The 19238-nt window shown below is 63.9% G+C and carries 22 protein-coding genes; 11 read left to right on the top strand and 11 right to left on the bottom strand.

Annotated elements, in window-relative coordinates; translation table 11 throughout:
- Positions 1-3: 3 nt before the first annotated feature.
- From E3T50_RS15730 to E3T50_RS15720, 3 genes are all read left to right on the top strand, one after another.
- Positions 4-963, top strand: coding sequence for an alpha/beta hydrolase (locus E3T50_RS15730; RefSeq protein ID WP_166784333.1), 960 nt, complete (start codon positions 4-6; stop codon positions 961-963).
- A 186-nt stretch (positions 964-1149) separates the two neighbouring features.
- A complete protein-coding gene (locus E3T50_RS15725) occupies positions 1150-1824 on the top strand; it encodes a Pr6Pr family membrane protein (RefSeq protein ID WP_166783934.1) in 675 nt (224 codons plus the stop codon).
- Between the two features lie 666 nt (positions 1825-2490).
- On the top strand, positions 2491-3375 hold the full coding sequence (locus E3T50_RS15720; RefSeq protein ID WP_134553308.1) for an SDR family oxidoreductase: 885 nt from the start codon (positions 2491-2493) through the stop codon (positions 3373-3375).
- A 506-nt stretch (positions 3376-3881) separates the two neighbouring features.
- Here the strand turns inward: E3T50_RS15720 and E3T50_RS15715 are convergent.
- Positions 3882-5564 (bottom strand): BCCT family transporter, encoded by a 1683-nt coding sequence (locus E3T50_RS15715; protein WP_134553306.1) that lies wholly within the window; start codon positions 5562-5564, stop codon positions 3882-3884.
- Between the two features lie 150 nt (positions 5565-5714).
- Here E3T50_RS15715 and E3T50_RS15710 point away from each other — a divergent pair, with 150 nt between their 5' ends.
- Complete coding sequence (locus E3T50_RS15710) at positions 5715-6374, top strand: cob(I)yrinic acid a,c-diamide adenosyltransferase (RefSeq protein WP_134553304.1); 660 nt, start codon at positions 5715-5717, stop codon at positions 6372-6374.
- 37 nt (positions 6375-6411) lie between these two features.
- On the opposite strand, the gene E3T50_RS15705 is transcribed toward E3T50_RS15710, so the two are convergent.
- A complete protein-coding gene (locus E3T50_RS15705; RefSeq protein WP_134553302.1) occupies positions 6412-7152 on the bottom strand; it encodes a DUF429 domain-containing protein in 741 nt (246 codons plus the stop codon).
- 58 nt (positions 7153-7210) lie between these two features.
- Positions 7211-7429: a hypothetical protein gene (locus E3T50_RS15700; RefSeq protein ID WP_134463204.1), complete on the bottom strand. Its 219-nt coding sequence runs from the start codon at positions 7427-7429 to the stop codon at positions 7211-7213.
- Between the two features lie 177 nt (positions 7430-7606).
- Here E3T50_RS15700 and E3T50_RS15695 point away from each other — a divergent pair, with 177 nt between their 5' ends.
- Positions 7607-8377 (top strand): hypothetical protein, encoded by a 771-nt coding sequence (locus tag E3T50_RS15695; protein ID WP_134553300.1) that lies wholly within the window; start codon positions 7607-7609, stop codon positions 8375-8377.
- Here E3T50_RS15695 and E3T50_RS15690 read toward each other — a convergent pair.
- Complete coding sequence (locus E3T50_RS15690) at positions 8370-9398, bottom strand: heparan-alpha-glucosaminide N-acetyltransferase domain-containing protein (protein ID WP_134553298.1); 1029 nt, start codon at positions 9396-9398, stop codon at positions 8370-8372. The two genes, E3T50_RS15695 and E3T50_RS15690, sit on opposite strands and share 8 nt — an antisense overlap.
- A 349-nt stretch (positions 9399-9747) precedes the next feature.
- Between E3T50_RS15690 and E3T50_RS15685 the strand changes: the two genes are divergently transcribed.
- The 3 genes from E3T50_RS15685 to E3T50_RS15675 are packed head-to-tail and all read left to right on the top strand — an operon-like array spanning position 9748 to position 13333.
- The gene (locus tag E3T50_RS15685; RefSeq protein WP_241990971.1) at positions 9748-12126 is read left to right on the top strand and encodes a trehalase-like domain-containing protein; all 2379 of its coding nucleotides are present in this window, start codon (positions 9748-9750) and stop codon (positions 12124-12126) included.
- A 7-nt stretch (positions 12127-12133) separates the two neighbouring features.
- Positions 12134-12802, top strand: coding sequence for a TetR/AcrR family transcriptional regulator (locus E3T50_RS15680; RefSeq protein ID WP_134553294.1), 669 nt, complete (start codon positions 12134-12136; stop codon positions 12800-12802).
- A 12-nt stretch (positions 12803-12814) separates the two neighbouring features.
- Positions 12815-13333, top strand: a complete 519-nt coding sequence (locus E3T50_RS15675; protein WP_134463214.1) for a CarD family transcriptional regulator — start codon at positions 12815-12817, stop codon at positions 13331-13333.
- Positions 13334-13471: 138 nt separating this feature from the next.
- On the opposite strand, the gene E3T50_RS15670 is transcribed toward E3T50_RS15675, so the two are convergent.
- The 7 genes from E3T50_RS15670 to E3T50_RS15640 form a co-directional block, all read right to left on the bottom strand.
- Positions 13472-14539, bottom strand: coding sequence for a YihY/virulence factor BrkB family protein (locus E3T50_RS15670; RefSeq protein ID WP_134553292.1), 1068 nt, complete (start codon positions 14537-14539; stop codon positions 13472-13474).
- 385 nt (positions 14540-14924) lie between these two features.
- Positions 14925-15098, bottom strand: a complete 174-nt coding sequence (locus E3T50_RS15665; protein WP_134553290.1) for a CsbD family protein — start codon at positions 15096-15098, stop codon at positions 14925-14927.
- 87 nt (positions 15099-15185) lie between these two features.
- Positions 15186-15791, bottom strand: coding sequence for a hypothetical protein (locus tag E3T50_RS15660; RefSeq protein ID WP_134463220.1), 606 nt, complete (start codon positions 15789-15791; stop codon positions 15186-15188).
- The gene (locus E3T50_RS15655; protein WP_134553288.1) at positions 15788-16384 is read right to left on the bottom strand and encodes an Asp23/Gls24 family envelope stress response protein; all 597 of its coding nucleotides are present in this window, start codon (positions 16382-16384) and stop codon (positions 15788-15790) included. Before E3T50_RS15655 ends, E3T50_RS15660 begins: the two co-directional genes overlap by 4 nt.
- Entirely contained in the window at positions 16381-16833 is a 453-nt protein-coding gene (locus tag E3T50_RS15650; protein ID WP_134553286.1) for a hypothetical protein, read from the bottom strand. The genes E3T50_RS15655 and E3T50_RS15650 overlap by 4 nt, the downstream gene beginning before the upstream one ends.
- On the bottom strand, positions 16830-17024 hold the full coding sequence (locus E3T50_RS15645) for a DUF2273 domain-containing protein (RefSeq protein WP_338145371.1): 195 nt from the start codon (positions 17022-17024) through the stop codon (positions 16830-16832). The genes E3T50_RS15650 and E3T50_RS15645 overlap by 4 nt, the downstream gene beginning before the upstream one ends.
- Positions 17021-17512, bottom strand: a complete 492-nt coding sequence (locus tag E3T50_RS15640) for an Asp23/Gls24 family envelope stress response protein (RefSeq protein ID WP_420898739.1) — start codon at positions 17510-17512, stop codon at positions 17021-17023. Before E3T50_RS15640 ends, E3T50_RS15645 begins: the two co-directional genes overlap by 4 nt.
- A 132-nt stretch (positions 17513-17644) precedes the next feature.
- Between E3T50_RS15640 and E3T50_RS15635 the strand changes: the two genes are divergently transcribed.
- Genes E3T50_RS15635 through E3T50_RS15625 form a run of 3 tightly spaced genes read left to right on the top strand, consistent with a single transcriptional unit; the run spans position 17645 to position 19199 of the window.
- Positions 17645-18220 carry an RNA polymerase sigma factor gene (locus E3T50_RS15635; protein ID WP_241990970.1) on the top strand — a complete coding sequence of 192 codons (576 nt, stop codon included), beginning with the start codon at positions 17645-17647 and terminating at the stop codon, positions 18218-18220.
- Positions 18217-18870, top strand: coding sequence for an Asp23/Gls24 family envelope stress response protein (locus E3T50_RS15630; protein WP_241990969.1), 654 nt, complete (start codon positions 18217-18219; stop codon positions 18868-18870). Before E3T50_RS15635 ends, E3T50_RS15630 begins: the two co-directional genes overlap by 4 nt.
- Positions 18870-19199, top strand: coding sequence for a hypothetical protein (locus tag E3T50_RS15625; RefSeq protein WP_134553282.1), 330 nt, complete (start codon positions 18870-18872; stop codon positions 19197-19199). The genes E3T50_RS15630 and E3T50_RS15625 overlap by 1 nt, the downstream gene beginning before the upstream one ends.
- Positions 19200-19238 lie beyond the last annotated feature (39 nt).

Raw genomic sequence — 19238 nt, 5'->3', positions numbered from 1 at the left:
CCTATGATGCAGATCACGAAGCTTGACCTTGGGTACCTGTGGGTCAAGCGCGTTGTGGCGATTTTCGGAGTGATCGTCACCGCCGGCTCCGCTTTCGCAACCGGACCGATGCTGATTCACGGGCATCCGGCGTACATCGTGCTACTTGCGGTGACTCTCGTCGTCAGTGTGATTGTCGCCGTGAGGTCGTGGTCCGTACCCGCACCGCGTACACCCGTCCGTCGTGGGCGCAGAGTGGTTCAGGCGGTGCTGATTGCACTGAGCTTTCTGGTGATCGCGGCCGTTGCCTGGCTGGTGCCCCAGTCGGCCGAAGCTCCAGCATTGGCTGCCATGAAGTCCGACCGCACAGTTACGGTGATGGAGGACGCCACCGAAATCGTGATGATGCCAATGGGCGTCGAGAGCCCCGTTGGAGTGTTCTTTCAGCCCGGCGCTCGAGTCGACGCTCGGGCTTATTCGGCGATTCTTCGACCACTGGTCGAGTCGGGGCACCTGGTGGTTATTGCCAAGCAACCCCTCGGAATCGCTTTTCTGTCTACCGGAACGTTTGCGATGGCCCGGGCCGCGCATCATCCGGTCACTCGCTGGGTTGTCGGAGGTCACTCCCTCGGCGGACTTGTGGCGGCGACAGACGCTGAAACTTTTGCTGGGGCCGCTCGCGATCCGGTCGTCGGGCTGCTCTTTTTCGCTTCCTACCCAGCGACGAACATCGCTCAGGTGAACGTCGCAGTGTTGTCGATCTCGGGGTCAAAGGATGGCTTGTCGACCCCAGCCAAGATTGCTGCAGCGAAGCCGACTCTGCCGGCCGCTGCCCGCTACCTCGTGGTGAAGGGCGGCGTTCACGCGTTCTTCGGGGACTACGGGCCTCAGGAGGGGGACGGCAAACCTACCATCAGTCAGGATCAGGCTCGCGCGGAGATTGCCGCAGGAAGTGTCGCGTTTGTGAACGGGCTCGACGGCTAATCGATCTCGCCCGCCGTGCATGGCGGCGGCAGCGAGTGGGTAGGAGCAAACGCCGGCCGGTTTCTCGGCATCGGGGGGTGTCAGATTCCATGGCGTGGGAATCTTCCACATAAAAAAGGTTGGACCCCTAAGATTTGTGCGGGTCATGAATTACCCGATACTGGCACCACTAATCGAAGGCGGACCGTGAAATATTTTGTAGCTGCAGTCCGACTATCTGTCGCGACACTGGGCACGGTGGCGATTCTGTCGACATTTTTCGACACGGCCACGCGGGCGACGATCAACCCGTTCAACTTCTTCGGATTTTTCACCATGCAAAGCAACATTATTCTGGTCGTTGTGCTGCTGGTCGCCGCGGTCGTGTCCCTCTCCGGACGCCCCCAGTCCCGGTCGTTGATGTTGGCGCGAGGTTGTGCCACAACCTACATAGTCATCACCGGCGTCGTGTACAACGTGCTGTTGGCGGGACTTGAAGGTGGCGTGTCCCTCGCGTGGGCTAACTCCGTGTTGCACATAATCCTGCCCCTCTATGCCGCGCTCGACTGGGTGATCTTCAGCGACCGGAGTGCCCTGCCGCTCAACAAAATATGGGTCGCGCTTGTCTACCCAATCGTGTGGATCATCGTCGTCACCATTCGCGGGGCAACCGACGGATGGGTACCCTACCCATTCCTGGATCCGGCACAGGGCTACGGCGTCGTCGGGCTCTACGCTCTGGCCATTGCTATCGCAACTGTCGTTTTCGCTTCGATTATTTGGGCTATCAGTCGAGTGCACCTCGTGCGCAATCTAACACCGGGGGAGGGGCCCGAAACCCGTCTCTCGGAACTTGGGCTGCATCCCATTATTCAAAGATGACAGCCCAGACGTAGTTCCCGCGCCCGGTGTTTAGGGTTCCACTGCCGCCACGGGCGCCTGCCCATTGGCGAGGACGAAACCAGAGCACGCTTGTATTAGTGGCGCCACTGGAAGACCACGTCCAAAGCGGCTTGCGCACTGTTGCCCAGGTGGTCAGAGAACTGCACTATTCGAGCTCGCGTTCTGGACATGGTGCGCCGGAGAACGGAGCTGTGCCGGGTGTTGACCATGCTCGGAGGATATCCGGCGCCATCGCGGTGACGCCAGACCGCCGCGAGTCGATATCGAGTCGACACCCCTCTCGATGGTTTCTCCGATGCAATGTACGCCACGCATCTCACGATGTATGGGCATCCGCGACGCCTCTGACAGACCCCCTGGGGTAACCTGCGGGCGTGGCAACATTTTGGCAACGTTTGAAGGAGATTGCTCCGTTTTCTAACATGGCCAAAAGATTGCAAAACCGCGTCATCATGGGGATCTGAAGCTTGTTCCGCCTTCTCATTGGGGGACGCTTCAGGTTTCAAATCCCACCGGTACCGCCACGAAAAACCCCTACTTCCCAATGATGAGCTGAGACGCAGGGGGTTTTTGCCCAAGCGGTAAAGTGAAGCTCGTCGAACTCGATCGAATTGTTTCCCTTATCCGCACGAGTGAGGAAATACAGTGACGGACACCATGTCGTCGGGCTCCGTTCTAGTGACCGGAGCAACGGGAAACGTCGGCCGCGCCGTGGCCCAGCATCTGTTCGACCTGGGGCAATCGGTGGTCTCGGCTGCGCGCGATGAATCCACTCAGAACGTCGTCATCGGCACCGAGCGTCGGGCTTTTGACTTCGAATCGCCATCAGGCTGGCCGGCAGCGTTCGCCGGAATCGATCGCCTCTTTCTGCTTCGTCCCCCGGCCCTGGCAGATGTTCAGCGGTATATGTTTCCCCTCATCGACACGGCGCTGGATGCCGGTGTCCGCCACATTGTCTTCCTCTCCTTGCAAGGGGTGCAATTCAATACCGCGACCCCGCATCACGCGGTCGAGCAGTACCTCAGGGCGCGTTCCGCACCGTTCACGTTTCTTCGACCTAATTTTTTCATGCAAAACCTCTCCACGACCTATCGCGACGATATTCGTGATCGCGGAGAAATTTTTGTTCCCGCCGGGCGTGCTCACACGGCCTTTGTCGATACCGATGACCTTGGCCGTGTCACTGCCAGCGTCCTCACACAGGCGGGCCATCTCCACAAGGCATACACCCTGTCCGGCGAGCAATCCCTCGACTACTACGAGGTTGCCCGCCAGCTGACCACGACACTGGGATATCCGGTGCGGTACGTCGCGCCCGACGCCGTTGAGTACGTGAGAAGACTCACCGAACAGGGCGCCTCAGCCGATTTCATCGCGGTGCAGAAAATGATCTACCGGGTTGTCCGGATGAATGTGTCTGCGTTCCCCAACCGCAGCATCCGTCGTCTCACCGGCGCGCCCGCGACGACTTTTGCTCAATTCGCTGAGCGGGAGAAGAGCGCGTGGACACGATCCCGCACAACCAGATGACGTCCCGGTTCCCTGCGGCTTCCCTCGGCGGTGGCCGGAGGGGGCTTCGGCCATGCACGCTCTCGGTGGCAGACCCCTAAGGAGCGGATTTCAAGCTGGCCAGATGGAGAACGAGCGATAATCCTTCGGGCGTTCCCGGCCGCTGTCGATGGACTGCCTCACGGCCTGCGCGACGAGTCGTGAGGCTTCAAGAGATCCCGACCACGATGGATGAAATCCGAAATCAGGTCAATCGGTGACAGCAGAAACGCCAAGAGAACGGCCAGCCAAATTCGCACAGCGATCGATACGGTTCGATCGAAAGCGAGGCGTTTCAGCAAGCGCACGACATCGGGCCCGAGGTGAAGGAGCTCACGAAACGAAGTGCCGTTGGGATGCCGGCGTTGTTGGAGCCAGAGCAGCAGAACGTGGGCCGACGAGCACCAAGAACCCGCCGAGGAGTGGATGCGGAAAAACTCGGCGACAGCACCGGATGCGGATTGCGATCCTTTCTTACCGCTAATCGCCTACGTGTCGTCCGCTTGCAGCCCGCCGCCGGGGCCCTCCGTGGGCGAATTCGTGAACGGGACACTACCCAACACCTCCGAGGAGGTGCGGACGGGGCCGAGGGTGCGCTGGCGCAAGGGGTCGCGGCGCAGGTCGATATAGAGCGATACGCACAAGCCGATGATGATCAGAACGAACGGGCTGGCCGCCAAGATCGTGAAGGTCTGCAATGCGCCCAGCCCGCCCACGAACAGCAATACAGCGGCAACGGCACCGGTGAGGACGGCCCAGAGAATCACCAGGGGCTTCCACGGCTCTTTGCGTCCGCGGCTTGAGAGCGTCCCGAGCACGAGAGCACCGGCATCCGCCCCGCTGACGAAGAACACTGCCGTCAGCACCATCACCACCAAAGCTGAGCCGATGAAAAACGGATACTGCTGCAACGCTGCGAAGAACCCTGCCGCCTCACTGCCGGTTCCGGCGATGTCGACACCATTCAGCTGCAGATTCAGCCCAGCCCCGCCGAAGACGACGAACCAGAGGATACTGACCGCGGTGGGCACCAGCAGCACACCAAGAACGAACTCGCGAATGGTGCGGCCGCGGGAGATCCGGGCGATGAACGTGCCGACGAAGGGGGTCCAGGAGATCCACCACGCCCAGTAGAAGATCGTCCAACTCGCCAGCCAGTCGCTACCGCCGAACACCGCCGAGTGGAAACTCATCGGAACGAGATTGGCCAGATAGGCCCCGACCGATGACGGTATGAGGTTCAGGATGAACACCGTCGGGCCAACCACGAAAACGAACACCAAGAGAACCGCCGACAACACCATGTTCGTATTGCTCAGCCATTTGATGCCCCGTGCAATCCCGCTCGCAGCAGAGAACACAACCCCCACGGTCAATACGCAGATGATGATGATCGGCAGGGCGGTCCCTGGGTTTTCGTTGAACGTCCCCGTGCTGAGGAGGGACACCCCGGCCGCGATCTGCAGCGCGCCGAGCCCCAGCGATGTCGCAGACCCGAATTGGGTGCAGATGATCGCCAGGATGTCGATCGGCTTGCCCCAGCCCTTTCCCTCGATCCGCTCCTTGCCGAAAATAGCCTGGAAGGGGGCACTCATCAAATTGCCGCGGCCCATCCGGTAGGTCGAGTAGGCCAGAGCCAGGCCGACCACCGAGTAGATCGCCCACGGATGAAGGCCCCAGTGGAAGAAGGTGTACGCCATGGCCGCATTGGCGGCATCGGGACTGTTCGGCGCGGCCTCGACAAACGGCGGCGGCGAAGCCAGGTGGGTGACCGGCTCATAGACGCCGAAAAACATCAGTCCAATCCCCATACCGGCGCTGAACATCATCGACACCCAGGAGAGCGTCGAGAACTCGGTGCCTTGCCCCTCGCGGGAGAGCGGGATGCTGCCGTACTTCCCGAACGCCAGCACCAATGCGAAGATGACGAAGCCCGTGGCCCCGAGAATGAATAGCCACCCCAGGTTGGATGTGACCCAGCCCAGAGCGGATGCTGCGGCGTCGCCCACGGTCTTGGTGAATAGCACTCCGAGCAGGCAGATCACCACGACAATGCCGGCGGAAACGGTGAAGACCGTTTTGTCGACCGTGGCCCATCCCGTATGGCGCGGTTCATTCACCGCATCACCGATAGTGGATTCGAAGTCGTCGCTGGATGAACGCCCGGACATGTCGCTCCTCGCTGATCGAAATACTCGCCGACTGCGCACTTCCTCTAGTCGAACGCTGCCTGTACCAGAAAAGCGCCGAAGCGCGAAGAACCTGCCCACGGCATCATCAAACGCTACGCGGATGCCGCGCCGATTACTATAGTTGCTGCTATGTCTGACCTCGATGACTTTGTATCGGCGGAGCCGCCCTGGTACACCGGCCAGGGCGATTCTGGCCGCACTACCTTCGGCCGTCACGGCGACGTAGCCAAGACCGACGTGCGCGTCGCCGCTTATGCAGAGTGCGATGAGGCCAACGCTGCGGTGAGCGTCGCCATGGCGGTAGGTGGCCTGCCAATCGGAGTGACGTCCACCCTCGCCAGCGTGCAGAACGACATGTTCGACCTGATCGCCGACCTGTCAGTTCCTCTCGATGCCCCCGAGCCCGCGACCGCGCGCATCCGCGAATCGCACCTGACCCGACTCGAGCGTGCCGTCGATCACTTTGCGCAGGAAGCCGCCGATCTCAGTGGCTTCGTGCTTCCCGGCGGTACGGTCGCCGCAGCGCTGCTCTATCATGCGCGAGCCGTCGTGCGCCGGGCCGAACGCGCTGTCTGGGCCGCCGTCGAGGCGCACCCGACGGCGGTGAATCCGTTGGCTGCGCGTTACCTGAATCGGTTGTCAGCTCTCCTGTTCGTGCTGGCGCGTGGAGCCAATGTCGAGCACGGCGACGTGCGGTGGGTGCCAGAGGCCTCGGCGCGGGCGATGGCGCAGAAAGAGAACGGCGTGGACGCCCGGGCAGCGACCCCGGACGTTGATGGTGACGGCTGACCCCGCTGCAGGCCTCGGCCCCGAAGGACTCGGTCGACTACCGGGGAAGATCGGCCAGGGAGCCGGAGGGGAGCAATATCCAGCCCTCTCGGCGGGCCCGATCAAGCTCGGATGGCTCCGGCGGCTCGTAGAGTCCCAGTGCCGCGCTGCGCGCGGCCAGTGCGGCGATCACGGCGTCGAAGGCATCCGCTGAGGTGATCATCTGTGGGGCGAACGGGCCGAGATCGAGCCATCGCGCGGCCGCCTGAATGCGTTGGAGGAGCTGCTCCCGCACGGTGGGCTCCGTTCGGTACCCCGTCGTCGAGAAGCCCCACAGGCGTAGCGATGCTCCCGGGTAGATCTCTGCGACGATGCCAGAGCCCGACCTGTCGACGATGATGCCGGTCTCGGAGATTCTGCCCAGCAGCCCGGCGCACCGCATGGCAGTGAGTCCGAGCCGGTCGGTGGACACGCTGAGCGGCCATCGCCCGGTTCTTCTTCGTACTTGACGATCGGTCTCGCGGTAGGCAAGAGTGCGGCGCCAGTCCATTCCGCCGTCGACTCCGGGCTGGCTCTGATCATCGCTGGAGTGCGCGACCACAAAATGCACGAACTCGTCCGGCCAGCCGAACGCACAGTCGATGCCGAGTTTCTCCACAGTGCCCGCTGTGCGGGCGATGACGTCGTCGGCGACGCCGAGTTGTAGCTCACACAGTGATGCTCGGCTGTCGGCCCAGTCGATGACGGCGAGTGCGGTGCCTTTGGGCTCGGCGGCGAGATCCACTCCGGCAGTACGCATGCGCTCAGTTTACGGCGGGGCGAGGACTCTGGTGGGGATGCCCTGAGTGGCACGACAACTAGGTCGGCTCTTCTTCGTTGGCGACTGTTTCGATCCAGTCGACGTCGTCGTCGGATAGGTAGACGCCGGATTGCTCGCTGTCGCTATCGGTGGCAACCTCACCGCCGGCCCGCGTGATTTCTTCGACAACCTCCGGAGGCACGGTGTCGCCGTTGTTCTGCATCAGCCATTCCCGTGTCGACGGCGTCAATCTGGGCCACCACAGCTCAATATCCATACGGCGCAGTCTGGCACGCTGGCCGGTGCTGCGCGACGGGCGGCCGGCATCCGTTTACGGGGTCGACTGTGCCTGTTGCGTGGGCCGCAGCGACAGCCCGACGAGCGAGCTCAGAGTGCACGGATGCCTCCGCACCGAGCGGCCGTGGCACCGGTGTGTGATCGATAAACTCGAACCATGTCAGACCAGCACTTCGAGCAGGATGAAACCCTGCGCCTGCCGACCATCCAGTTTCGCGTCGTTCTCGATCTGGGCTCCCGGCTCGCCGCGGACATCACACTGCCGCCCGAACTGGCGTACCCCGATCTGTTCGCCGACCGCGACGACGAGGGTGGGGCGCTCAACCTGTCGATCGACTACGAGAGCGGACAGCTGCACATGTTGCTCGACGAAGCCGGCCCCAGCTTTCACTACCACGGCACGGCCGACGCGTTCGAGAGCCCGTGGCCGGCCGATCAAACCGAAGTTCTGCTCGAATGGGCGCTCATCTTGGTGCAGCAGATTGACGGTCTGGATGAACTGCTCGACTCGATTCTCGAGGCTGCCGAGTGGTTCGAGCAGGGGTTCACCCTGTACGTGCCTGAGACCGAACCGACCCAGCTCGAACTGATCGAGGTCGGTATCATCGGTGAGCTGTTGACGCTGCCCTGGCTCGGCTCCGGGCGCGTTGACCACGAGCACGTCGACGGCGACAACCACCCGATCGCCCTGCTCTGGAACCTGAACAACGATGATCCCGACCTGCCGATCGCCCGTGCCTGGCTCGACCCGGAAACAGGCGAGCCGCGCACCGCGGCGGAGCCAGGGGTGGACTGGAACGCCGTGGCCATGAGCGAAGACGAGGTGCTGCAGTGGCTGGTCGGAATCTACACGAACCACCACGTAGCCCCGACGCCCGAAGCACAGATCATGCGCGCGGCGCTCGAACGCATGGGGGGCATCAGCTGAATCTGCTCTGACCGGGCAGCGGCGTACGGGTGAGCGCGGCGAGCAGGCGTTCGAGGGGCCCCTTGCCCACGAAAAACCGCCAGAGACCGGCCACGATGAAGGTGAGCAGCAGCATCCAGAGCAGCAGCGGCCAGCCGGGATAGTCAATCTCCCGGCCGCCCGCGACGACGATGGCCAGGGCCAGAATCTGCAGCGTGTAGACGGTCAGCGCCATCGATCCGGTCGCACCAACCGGCCAGAGGATGCCGCGCAGCGCGCGACCGGGGAAGCGACGCTCGACGGACGTGAGCCAGAGCAACCCGCCGATCAGGGCGATGGCGAGGCCCCCCGAGCCGATCACTTCAGCGATCGATCCGGAGTGGGCCTCGACGCTGACCCCGGGGAACACGACGGCTGCACCGTAGCCGGCAAACGCCGCCGACCCGCCCACACCGACGAGGGCAACCTGGGTTTTCGGTCGGCGCAGATCGGAGCGCGCGATGATGAGGCCGGCCAGGAGAAACGGCATCCAGATCAGCACCGGGTAGGTGCCATTGAGAAAGAAATAATCGATGAAATAGGCGACCGGCGGCGCATCGGCATCCACGTCACCCTGGGCGGCGCCCAGCACGGGCGCTCCAATCAGGAATGCGATGCCGATCAGCCCGAGCAGCCACCGGCGCAGAAAAAGCAACGGAATCAGCAGTAGGAACATCAGCGCGTAGAAGTGGAGGATGACGGCAACGCCGCTGTGCAGGATCGCGAGCACGACCCCGAGCAAAAAGAGGAACAGCGCGCGCACCAGAATGCCGACGACCCGATCGGAACGCTGGCCGCGCGCGAGCGGATGCGCCGACCCGGTCATGATTCCAAGCGACACCCCGGCCAGGGTCGCGAACAGGATAGATGGTCGCCCGTCGACGAGCAGTTCGGCGGCGCTTTCGCGCGGGATGGCATGGGCCGCGAACATGCCGATGATCGCGAGACCCCGGGCGACGTCGATGGCGACGATCCGGTTTCTCATGTCGGACCGGATCTGCATGAGAACAGGCTACGGCTTCTCTCGGCCAATCACGCGGGCGGTTCGCGCTTTCCCGCAGCGCGCCGGCGACCTCGAGCGTCAGCGCACACTCGCTCGCTGGGCGCACGATCGAACCTGTGCCGGGCCATTCGACCTGCGCCGGGCCGTTCAACCCACCGAAAAGTGTGATCGTGGCGTCCGGTTAGTGGGCCGCGGGCCGCTGCCAGTCTGACAACAGCCCGCCAGTACCAGACGGCTGGCGGCAAATGGTAACGTCGGTTTTGTCTAGCAACTGGTTCGACGGTCGACGCCCACCTGCAAGGAAATAATGCTCCAACAATTCAATCTTTCGAAGAATCTTCCACGCACGTTGACCGGGCTGTCAAGCGAGATATTGCAAGACCTGCAACAGCTCGCTCGCACGCCGTCCTTGCTAGTGGCCTGCAACTACGGCGGCACCCTGTCGCATCACGTTGCATCCGACGTGCCATCGGTGTTGCTGAAGGAATCAGCGATCGCCCTGCGGGCCCTCGCGGCCCTGCCCAACACGCACACCGCCGTTTTGTCGGGCCGCCCCCTGCGCGACCTCGCCGCGGATTCCCGGCTGCCGCGCGAGGTGCACCTCGTCGGGTCGAACGGCGGCGAGTTCGACTCGGAATTCTTCGACGCGCACGAGCCCGCCGATGAGACCCAGCATTCCGGCGTGGCCCTCGAGCGCCTGCGTACCCGTCTCGGAGTGAGCGCCGCCTTTTTTGCCGGCGACGCCGAGAGCGACGAAATGGCCATGAACACCCTGCACGGACCCGACCTCGGCATTCGCATCGGCGAGGGTGAGTCCGTCGCAGCGCACCGCATCAGCGGACCGGAAATGCTCGCCCAGATGCTCGCCCTGCTGTTCGAACTGCGCAAGGACTGGCTGTTCGGCGAGAACGTCGTGGCCATTGAACGCCACTCCATGCTCGGTGACGGCACCTCGACCGCCCTTGTGACGCCGGAAGCGCGCATCTGCTGGATGACGCATCCGTTGCCCGACTCCGGCTCGTTGTTCGCGAGTATCCTGGGCAGCGAAGAGGCCGGACACTTCTCGATCGAGCCGGTCAAAAAGAGCCGCGTGCTCGGCCAGCGCTACGTCGACAACACCATGATCGTCGAAACCCGCTGGGCCGACGTCACCGTCACCGACTACATCGAGCCGTCGCCGCTCGGCATCACCAACCTCGTACGCAAGCTCACCGGCACCGGGCTCGCCCGCATCGAGTTCGCGCCGCGGCCCGACTACGCCGTCGCCTATTTCAACATGCACGCGGCCGACGGTGTGGTGACCATCACCGGCACCTCCGACCCGATCGTGCTCTCGGCGGCCGGCGTCGAGTTCACCGTCACCAGCGACGGCCGCAACGAAACGGCCACCGCCGTCGTCGACCTCTCGCAGGGTGCGATCATGCTCAACCTGCGTTGCGGCGACACCGAGGCATACATGCCGGATGCCGCCGGTGAGGCCGCCAGACGCGGTGCGGTCATGAACGACTCCCGTTCCTGGGTGAACACACTGTCGTTGCCGAGCGTGAAGCCGTCGCTGGTCGGCCGGTCAGCCCTCGTACTGCGCGCTCTCTGCTACGAACCGACCGGAGCGGTACTCGCGGCCTCCACGACATCGCTGCCCGAGGGAATCGGCGGCACCCGCAACTGGGACTACCGCTACTGCTGGTTGCGTGACGGCTCGATGACCGTCAAGGCGCTCGTCGACCTCGGCTCGACCGCCGAGGCCGAGTCGTTTCTGCGCTGGCTGGCCGGGGTCGTGGATGACAGTCCCGGCGCGCAGTGGCTGCATCCGCTCTATTCGGTCACCGGATCGTCACTGTCTACCGAAGCAAGCCTCGAGTCGCTGCCCGGCTATGCCGGCTCGCGCCCGGTGCGCATCGGGAACGCCGCCGACAACCAGGTGCAGATCGACGTGTTCGGGCCGGTCGCCGAACTGATCGACACGTTGAGTGCCCGGCAGGGAACGCTCTCGGACTTTCAGTGGCACCTGCTGATCGAGATGGTCGACGCCGTCACCAGTCGCTGGCACGAACCCGACCACGGCATCTGGGAGGCCCGGCGCTCGCCGCGGCACCATACCTATACGAAGACGATGTGCTGGGTGACCGTCGACCGGGCCATTCGCACCGCCATTCGGCACGGACGCGACGTGGGAGCGGGCTGGGTCGAACTCGCCGCCAGCATTCGCGACGAGGTATTGCGCGAAGGCTGGAGTGAGGAAGCCCAGTCGTACACCGTGGCCTACGACAGCCCCGACCTCGACGCCGCCGTGCTGCACATCGGCCTGTCGGGCCTGCTCGACGTGACCGACGAGCGCTTCCAGCTGACCGTGAGCGCGGTGGAGCGCGAACTGCGCGTGGGCCCGACGGTGTTCCGCTACCGCTACGACGACGGTCTGCCCGGCCTCGAGGGCGGCTTTCATATCTGCACGACCTGGCTGATCGAGGCCTACGTGCTCACCGGCCGTATAGACGAGGCTGAGGCACTGTTCAATCAGCTCATCTCCCTGGTCGGCCCGACCGGACTGTTGTCAGAGGAATTCGACCCAGCCACCGAAACCCACCTCGGCAACCACCCGCAGGCCTACTCGCACCTCGGTTTCATCCGCTGCGCGCAGCTGCTCGACGAGTATGGCAGCGGTAGTTTTCCGAGTGTCAGCCGTGAGGACGGGCAGCAGTCTCGGACACTTGTCCGAAAAGTGCTATAATAAATAAATGACTTCGTTGACTGCCCCCGGCCCCGTGGCCGAGGGGCAGGTCGATGTGGTGTCCGGGTCGAAGCTCACGCCCGATCCTCGCGCCGAACGGACTCGAGGACTGATCATCACGGCGATCCGAACGCTGATTGCCCAGCCAGCGGCATCCGTTTCGGTCGCCGAAATCGTGCGCCTGGCCGGCATCAGCCGCAGCTCCTTCTACGCACATTTCGCGAGCCTCGACGTTCTCGCCGCTGAACTGTTGCAGGCGCAGTTCGCCGACATCGGCTCGGCCGGTCTGGATTTGCGTCCCGTTCGGGCGGGCGAGAGTGCCGCCCGTTTCGGGTACGGCCGCCTCGTCGCGCACATGGTCGAGAATTTTCCCCTGTACGCGAGCGTGCTCGAGCTGCCACTGACCCGCAGCGCACATGATCAGATCATCAAGGCCTACGCCACCCGCATGCTCGAGTCGGTCCTCGTCTTCGACGACGCGGTGAACGCCGAACTCGTCACGACCTACGTCGCCGGGGGCGCGCTCACCTTAATCGGCGCCTGGATGCGCGGTCATCTCGACGTGTCCGACGATGAACTCGTCGACCAGCTGGTGGCCTTGCTGCCCGGCTGGCTGCTCGACTCTCAAACCTCAAGCGCAACGCCCCAACGCGTTGCATCACCCACACAACACTGAAGGCGCATGCTTATGAAGATTGAAATCGGCGAAACTCTGGTCTACCCGCACCACGGCGCGGTTACCATCACAGCCCTCGCGACGCGCACCATCAAGGGCGTCGAGAAGCAGTTCATGACCCTCAACGTGCACACGAGTGCGCTGACCATTCAGCTGCCGGTCGACAACGTGGAGCTCGTTGGCGTGCGCGACGTCATCGACGCCGCGGGCGTCAGCGCCGTCTACGAAATTCTGCAGAACGCCTTCACCGAGGAGCCGGGTAACTGGTCGCGTCGTTACAAGGCCAACCAGGAGAAAATGGCCAGCGGCAGCGTCTACCGGGTCAGCGAAGTCGTGCGCGACCTGTGGCGCCGCGACCAGGACAAGGGCGTCTCCGCCGGCGAAAAGCGGATGCTCGAAAAGGCGCGTCAGATCCTCGTCTCCGAACTCGCTCTGGCCCAGGGCCTGACCGACCAGGAAGCCGGCGACCTGCTGTTGATCGAAATTCAGAACTACGTCGTCAGTGACGAGCCGGTCGAAGTCACCGTCTAATCTGACCGATCTGGCACCCTCGTTCGCCACGCGCACGAGGGTGCGTGTGTGTGTGTGTGTATATGTGTGTGCTCACGCGGCGCGTGATCGTAGTGCACCACGACGCTGCCGCATCGATGCGAGCGGGGCAGACGCGCGTCAGGGGCGTTCGGACGGCGGTCCGGCGTTGGCCTTGCGCATCCGGCGGCCGTCGGCGACGGTCTGCATCTCCTTCAGCGCGGCTTTCTGGCTCTTCTTGGTGCCGCGCGGTGGCAGCTGAATGTTCTGCTCGGCCGCGATACCCGCCTGCAACTGCCGTCCGCGTTCGAGCTCGGCATCGAATTCAGCCCCGAACAGCAGGGCGAGGTTGGTCAGCCAGAGCCAGAGTAGGAAGATGACGATGCCGGCCAGGGATCCATAGGTTTTGGCGTAGTTCGAAAACGTCGTGACATAAAACCCGAATCCCAGGGAGGCCATGACAATGGCCACCAGGGCGACCAGCGCGCCAAGGCTCATCCAGCGACACTTCGGCTGCCGCACATTCGGTGTGAAGTAGTACAGCACCGCGATCAGCAGCACGACAACGGCCGCGAGCAGCGGCCACTTGGCAATGGACCAGACTAGCTGCACGGTCTGGCCGAGGCCGAGGGCAGCGCCGACGGCATCTGTTATGGGGCCTGAAACGGCCAGAATCAGCACGACCACCAGAATCAGCGCAATGCCGATGACGGTCACGAGCAGCTGTGTTGGCTTGAGCTTCAAAAACGAACGGCCCTCATCGATCTCGTAGATGCGGTTCATGGCCCGGCTGAACGCGCCGACGTAACCGGATGCCGACCACACGGCCACAGCGATACCCGCCACGAGAGCGAACCCCGCCGACGGCGAGGTGCTGAACTGCTCGATCGGTGCGCGAATGACGTCGAGGGCACTCGCCGGCGCAACCGACGCAAGGATGGTCAGGAGCGTGTCGGCGGACTGCCGCCCCTGCCCGAACACCCCCAGCAGCGAGACCAGGGCGATGAGCGCCGGAAACAGCGACAACACGGCATAGTACGTGAGCGAGGCCGCGATATCGGTGCACTGGTCGCTGCCGAATTCACCGAGGGTACGCTTTGCCACATATTTCCACAAGGTTTTGGTGACCTCGGTCGGCGAATCAGGCTTACGGTCGTCGTCCGGCGCGGGGGCGTCGGCGCGTTCCTGGCTCTGGCCTTTATCAACCATGCGAAATCTCCTGCTCGAGTGGAATGGCTCCGGGTTCGAATCGTGGGGATGCCAGCGTTGAGAAGCTACTGCGTCTCGACACACACTGCCGTACGGTCTTTCACCGCGGCGACAACCTCTTGAGCGGGCTGCCCTTCGCCGTGTGGGCGGCCTGATGCAGCGGCTCGCCGAGGGTGTCGGTCGTCATCCGCGTCGGCTCCACGCTGGTAGAGCGAAGACCGTCGGCGACACGCGCCTGTCATTTTTCTGACTGCTCGGTGAGCTGAATCCGAGCAGATCTTTGGCCTGCTTCGTGGGCGTGATAACTGACCGGACTGGTCACGTGCGGGTGAAGCGGGGCAGGGTGTGCGGCGGGCCGAAGGGCTGACCACACACCCCCCTGTGGTTATTTTTTGAAGACGTCCTTGACGTCTTCGCCAACCTTCTTCACGCTCGCCGCGGTCTGGTCGGCGCGACCCTCGGCAACTTTGGAGTCGTCGTTGGTGGCCTTGCCGACAGCCTCGGTGGCCTTGCCCTTGAGGTCCTGCGCGGCGTTCTTTATCTTGTCGGAAGCGCTCATCGTGTGCTCTCTTTCATGTGTTGTTTTCGGGGACGGTTCGGCGCGGGTGCTCCGAACGGGGTGGGTAGAAGGGACATCCGGTGCCGGCTAACGGATGCGCGAAGTGCGACTGGTGCGCACCCGAAAGCCTCCGCTGATCTGCAGCAAGGCAGGGATGCGCAAGCCGAGGAGTTCGTCGAGGGCGCCCAGGGCCTCCTCGACGATGCCTACGACATCGGAGGGGGAAGTTCCGCGACGACAGGTCACCGAGACCTTGAGCACGGCCGCGCGCGCGACGCGGTAGGTCGAGACGTGGGTTGACAGAAACTCCGGGTGCTCGCCGAGCGCCTGCTGCAGCGCCTGCTCGGCGACCGCCGAATCGACCTCGGTGCTGCCCGAGTCTTCGCGCTGCTCACTGATCAACCTTCCGGAATGACCGCCGCCCTGCCGTAAAATGAAACCGAGCAGCAATCCGACAACCGCCACCAGCAGGGCCAGGGCGATGATCCAGATCCAGCTGTGCTGTGTTCCGTTGAGTGGCGTGGCTTGGAACCAGCCCGACACTGTCGTGCGGGCCGTGTCGGCGGCCGAGGTCCAGGCTTGCCGCGTCGTGGTCTGCGTGGCGAGCAAAGCGAGCAGGGCAGCCGCAGCAAGGAGCAGCAGGCCGATCACGACAAGGACGCTGCGGTTGAGCGCACGGTTGGTGTTATTCACGCCCCGACCTTTCCGCTGAGGGCCACGACGACACGGGGCTGCAACGCCGGTCGCAGATGCAATCCGTCGAGCTGGTCGCGCGCGGCGCTCAGTACCGTGTCGCGATTCACCGGCTGCCCCGACGGCGGAACCAGGTGCACTGTGGCGAGGCGGCGCGAGATGCTGACCCGGGTGCTGTCCGGGTCGATACGGCCGACGCGGGCGGCGCGGCCCGCGAGAGTGGATGCGATCACCTCGTCATCGACAACAGTCACTGTGCGCTCCGAGTCGATCAAATGGCGCGCCCGGCGCCCCGGCGCGATCGCGACGGCCAGCAGCACGAGGCCGACCAGAGCGCCGGCGGTGGCAATACCGGCGAGCAGCGGGGCGGGTGCAGTCGAAGCGGATGCGACACCGTCGGCGAGATCGACCGGAGTCGCGAGTAGGGCTGGTTGGTCGATCAAGCGCAACACAATCTCGGCAGCCAGCCAGACGCACAGCAGGATGACCACGACGGCCACCGTGATTGCCGCCGCGGACCGCGATGAGTGCAGCTCGCGGCGGCGGATGCGCCCATAGGTCGCCGTAAGTGACCCTGTAGACGACGTGGTCATCGCACCCGCCGTTCCGGGATGACGTCCACGCCGGTCAGGTGTACCGTGACCCGGCCGATATCGGCACCGGTCAGCTCGCCGACGCGGCGACGTATCTCGGTCTGCGATGTGGCCGAGCGAGCCAGTATGGTTCCGCCGGTGCGCGCAATGACCGCCGGTTCACGGGTGACGCGCGACAACGCGACGACGCGGATCGGGGTGCTGATCGTGAGGGCGAGCATGCCATGATCGTCTCCGAGATCCACGCCGACCTGGTTGGGGTTCACTCCGAGCGACTCCGCCGTGACCCTCGACACGATCTGGCGCAGCGCCCGCGGGGCAATGCGCGTGCGACCGCGGGATGCGCGCGGCGCGACTGCCGGGGCGACCGGCTCGCGTGCGTCCCGGTCAGTACCACCGTGTGCATCTGCAGCGAGAAACCAACCGGTCGAGTCGGTCGGCACGCTCATGACGACGAACGCTTTCCCTGGAAAGCACCGATCACTGAGCCCAGGTCGAGACGGCCGTCAACCACGCGGCCTACGAGGGCGCCGACCAGCATGGCCACGCCCACGAACAGAAATGCCCAGAAGCCCAGAATCACCCAGGTCAGCGCGAGGATGGCGCCGACCAACATGCCGGTACGGGTTGCTGTGGTCACCGCAGTGCGGCTTTGGTCGGCTCAGCAGGATCTGCGTCGTCATCGCTCGGCAGGTGAATGTCGAGGATCGTCACGTTCACTTCGGTGACCTCGAGCCCGACGAGGTCTTCGATGGCGCGAATGACGTTTGTGCGAATGTCATTGGCTACCTGCTGCAACTGCACCGGGTAGTCGGCAACGATGGTCACGTCCACGGCAACCTGGGTCTCGCCGACTTCGACGGAGACGCCCTGGCTCACATCGGTGTTCTTCATCGCGTCGCGAATCGCGCCGAGGGCACGCGCTGCTCCGCCACCGAGTGCGTGCACGCCGGCCACGTCGCGGGCGGCAAGCCCGGCGACCTTCGCCACGACGCCGTCGTTGATGACGGTTTTGCCCGTGCCGTTCAGAGAAGCTTCGGCCCGAGTCATGCCGGCGGGGCCTTTGGGGGTGCTGCTACGCGGGGTCATGCTTGCGGAGTCGGTGCCGTTGTTGTTGGTGAGTTCCATGCGAATAGCTCCTTCGTGTCTGGCCCATCCGGCAGGGCCGGATCGGATTGTTACCTGTAGGACGAAAGCTGTGGCATATTCGTCACACGAAGATGAGAAAAATTTGCCAACGATCCAGGCAGGGAGATGACAATGCCCACCACAGCGCGTGAGCAGATAACGTCTCCCCTCGATATGGCCTCCGACCAGACGCTCGCCGATCGGGCTGCGGACGGTGACCTACGTGCCTTTGAGGTACTGGTTCGGCGGTATGGAGCGCTGATGCGCGTCTACGCGACCCGCGTTCTCGGCTCAAATGACGAGACCGACGACGTCGTGCAGGAATCGTTCATCACGGCCTGGCAGCAGCTGCGCACTCTCGAGGACGGCAGCGCCGTCAAGAGTTGGCTCATGCGCATCGTCAGTCGCAAAAGCATCGATCGGCTGCGCGCTCGGCGCCCGCACATCAATATCGATGACATGGATGCCCCGGCACCGGAGAGCCACGCCCCGCACGTGCTCGCCGAGGTTGAGTCGCAGACCGAAGCACTTTCCCGGGTGTTGGCCGCCCTGCCGGAGGACCAACGTCGGTGCTGGACGCTGCGGGAACTCGCCGAGTACAGCTACGGTGACATTGCAGCGGAAGTGGACCTGCCCGTGTCGACCGTGCGTGGTCTGCTAGCCCGTGCCCGGAAAACCCTGCTTCGAGAGATGGAGGAATGGCGATGACACGCTCAGAACACCCACCCACAGGCGAGCGGTTCGTCGCCTTCGACCTGAACGACACGGATCGTGAGCAAGCCGGATTGCACGGCCACACGATCGAAGAGCTCAGCGACTATCTCGATCGCGGGCGTACTCCGGCGGATCCGAGTATCGATGATTCGCCGGAATGTGAGATCGCGCTCCGCAGCCTCGAACGCCTCCGCCGAGTGCAGCTGAACCTGCTCGACAGCGACTTGAGTCGGGAATCCGCTCGCGACGACAGCTGGGTGTCATCCATCCTCGACAACATCAGCCGGGAGGCGCACCGAGGTCGGGAAATTCCGTTGGCCCACCCGTCGCCGACGGCGCGCCTCGTCGTGACCGAGGGGGCCGTGCGCGGCATTCTGCGGGAAACCGGCGATCGTATGGCGAACATCATCGTGGGGCGGTGCGTTTTGGTAGGCGACGTTGAAGTACCGGGTATGCCAGTCACCGTTCAAGTGGACGTCACGATATTTCAGGGAGAGAATATTCCGATGATGGCGGACCGCCTGCGCCAATTAATGTTCGCGGCGCTGCAGCAGTACACGGAACTCGTCGTCGCGGCCATTGATATCACGGTACGCGACCTGTACGTCGAGCCTGACGCGGCTGCTGCACCGAAGGGGGAGTGATGACGGTACTCACACCCGCTACCGAGCAACTCGATGAGCTCGTGCGTGGAGTGCAGGGCGTTGATGCGCTGTATCCCGCGGGGTCGATCGTAGAGAATGCCCTCATAACAGCCGCCCGAGAGATGGCCCATCGCCCGCCGGCTGCGTCGATGGTCGCCACTGAGCAACGTGCCGACGGCCTGCGAGTCACGGCCAAGATCGGCATTGGAGCGGCCGAGTCGTCCGGTGACGTCTGCCGGCGAGTACACGACGCCATTGACGCGCAGCTGCGGCAGAGTGGAAACTCGCCCATCGCCCAGATCGCCGTGATTGTGGCCCGCATCGGTTGACGGCTAGCCGATCAGGGGTACCCGTGCTAGCTTGCCCCA

Origin of the sequence: Cryobacterium gelidum (assembly GCF_004403985.1) — a bacterium.
GTDB classification, from domain to species: Bacteria; Actinomycetota; Actinomycetes; order Actinomycetales; family Microbacteriaceae; genus Cryobacterium; species Cryobacterium gelidum.
The sequence above is the reverse complement of the archived record's forward strand: the minus strand, read 5'-3'. Positions and strand labels throughout refer to the sequence as shown.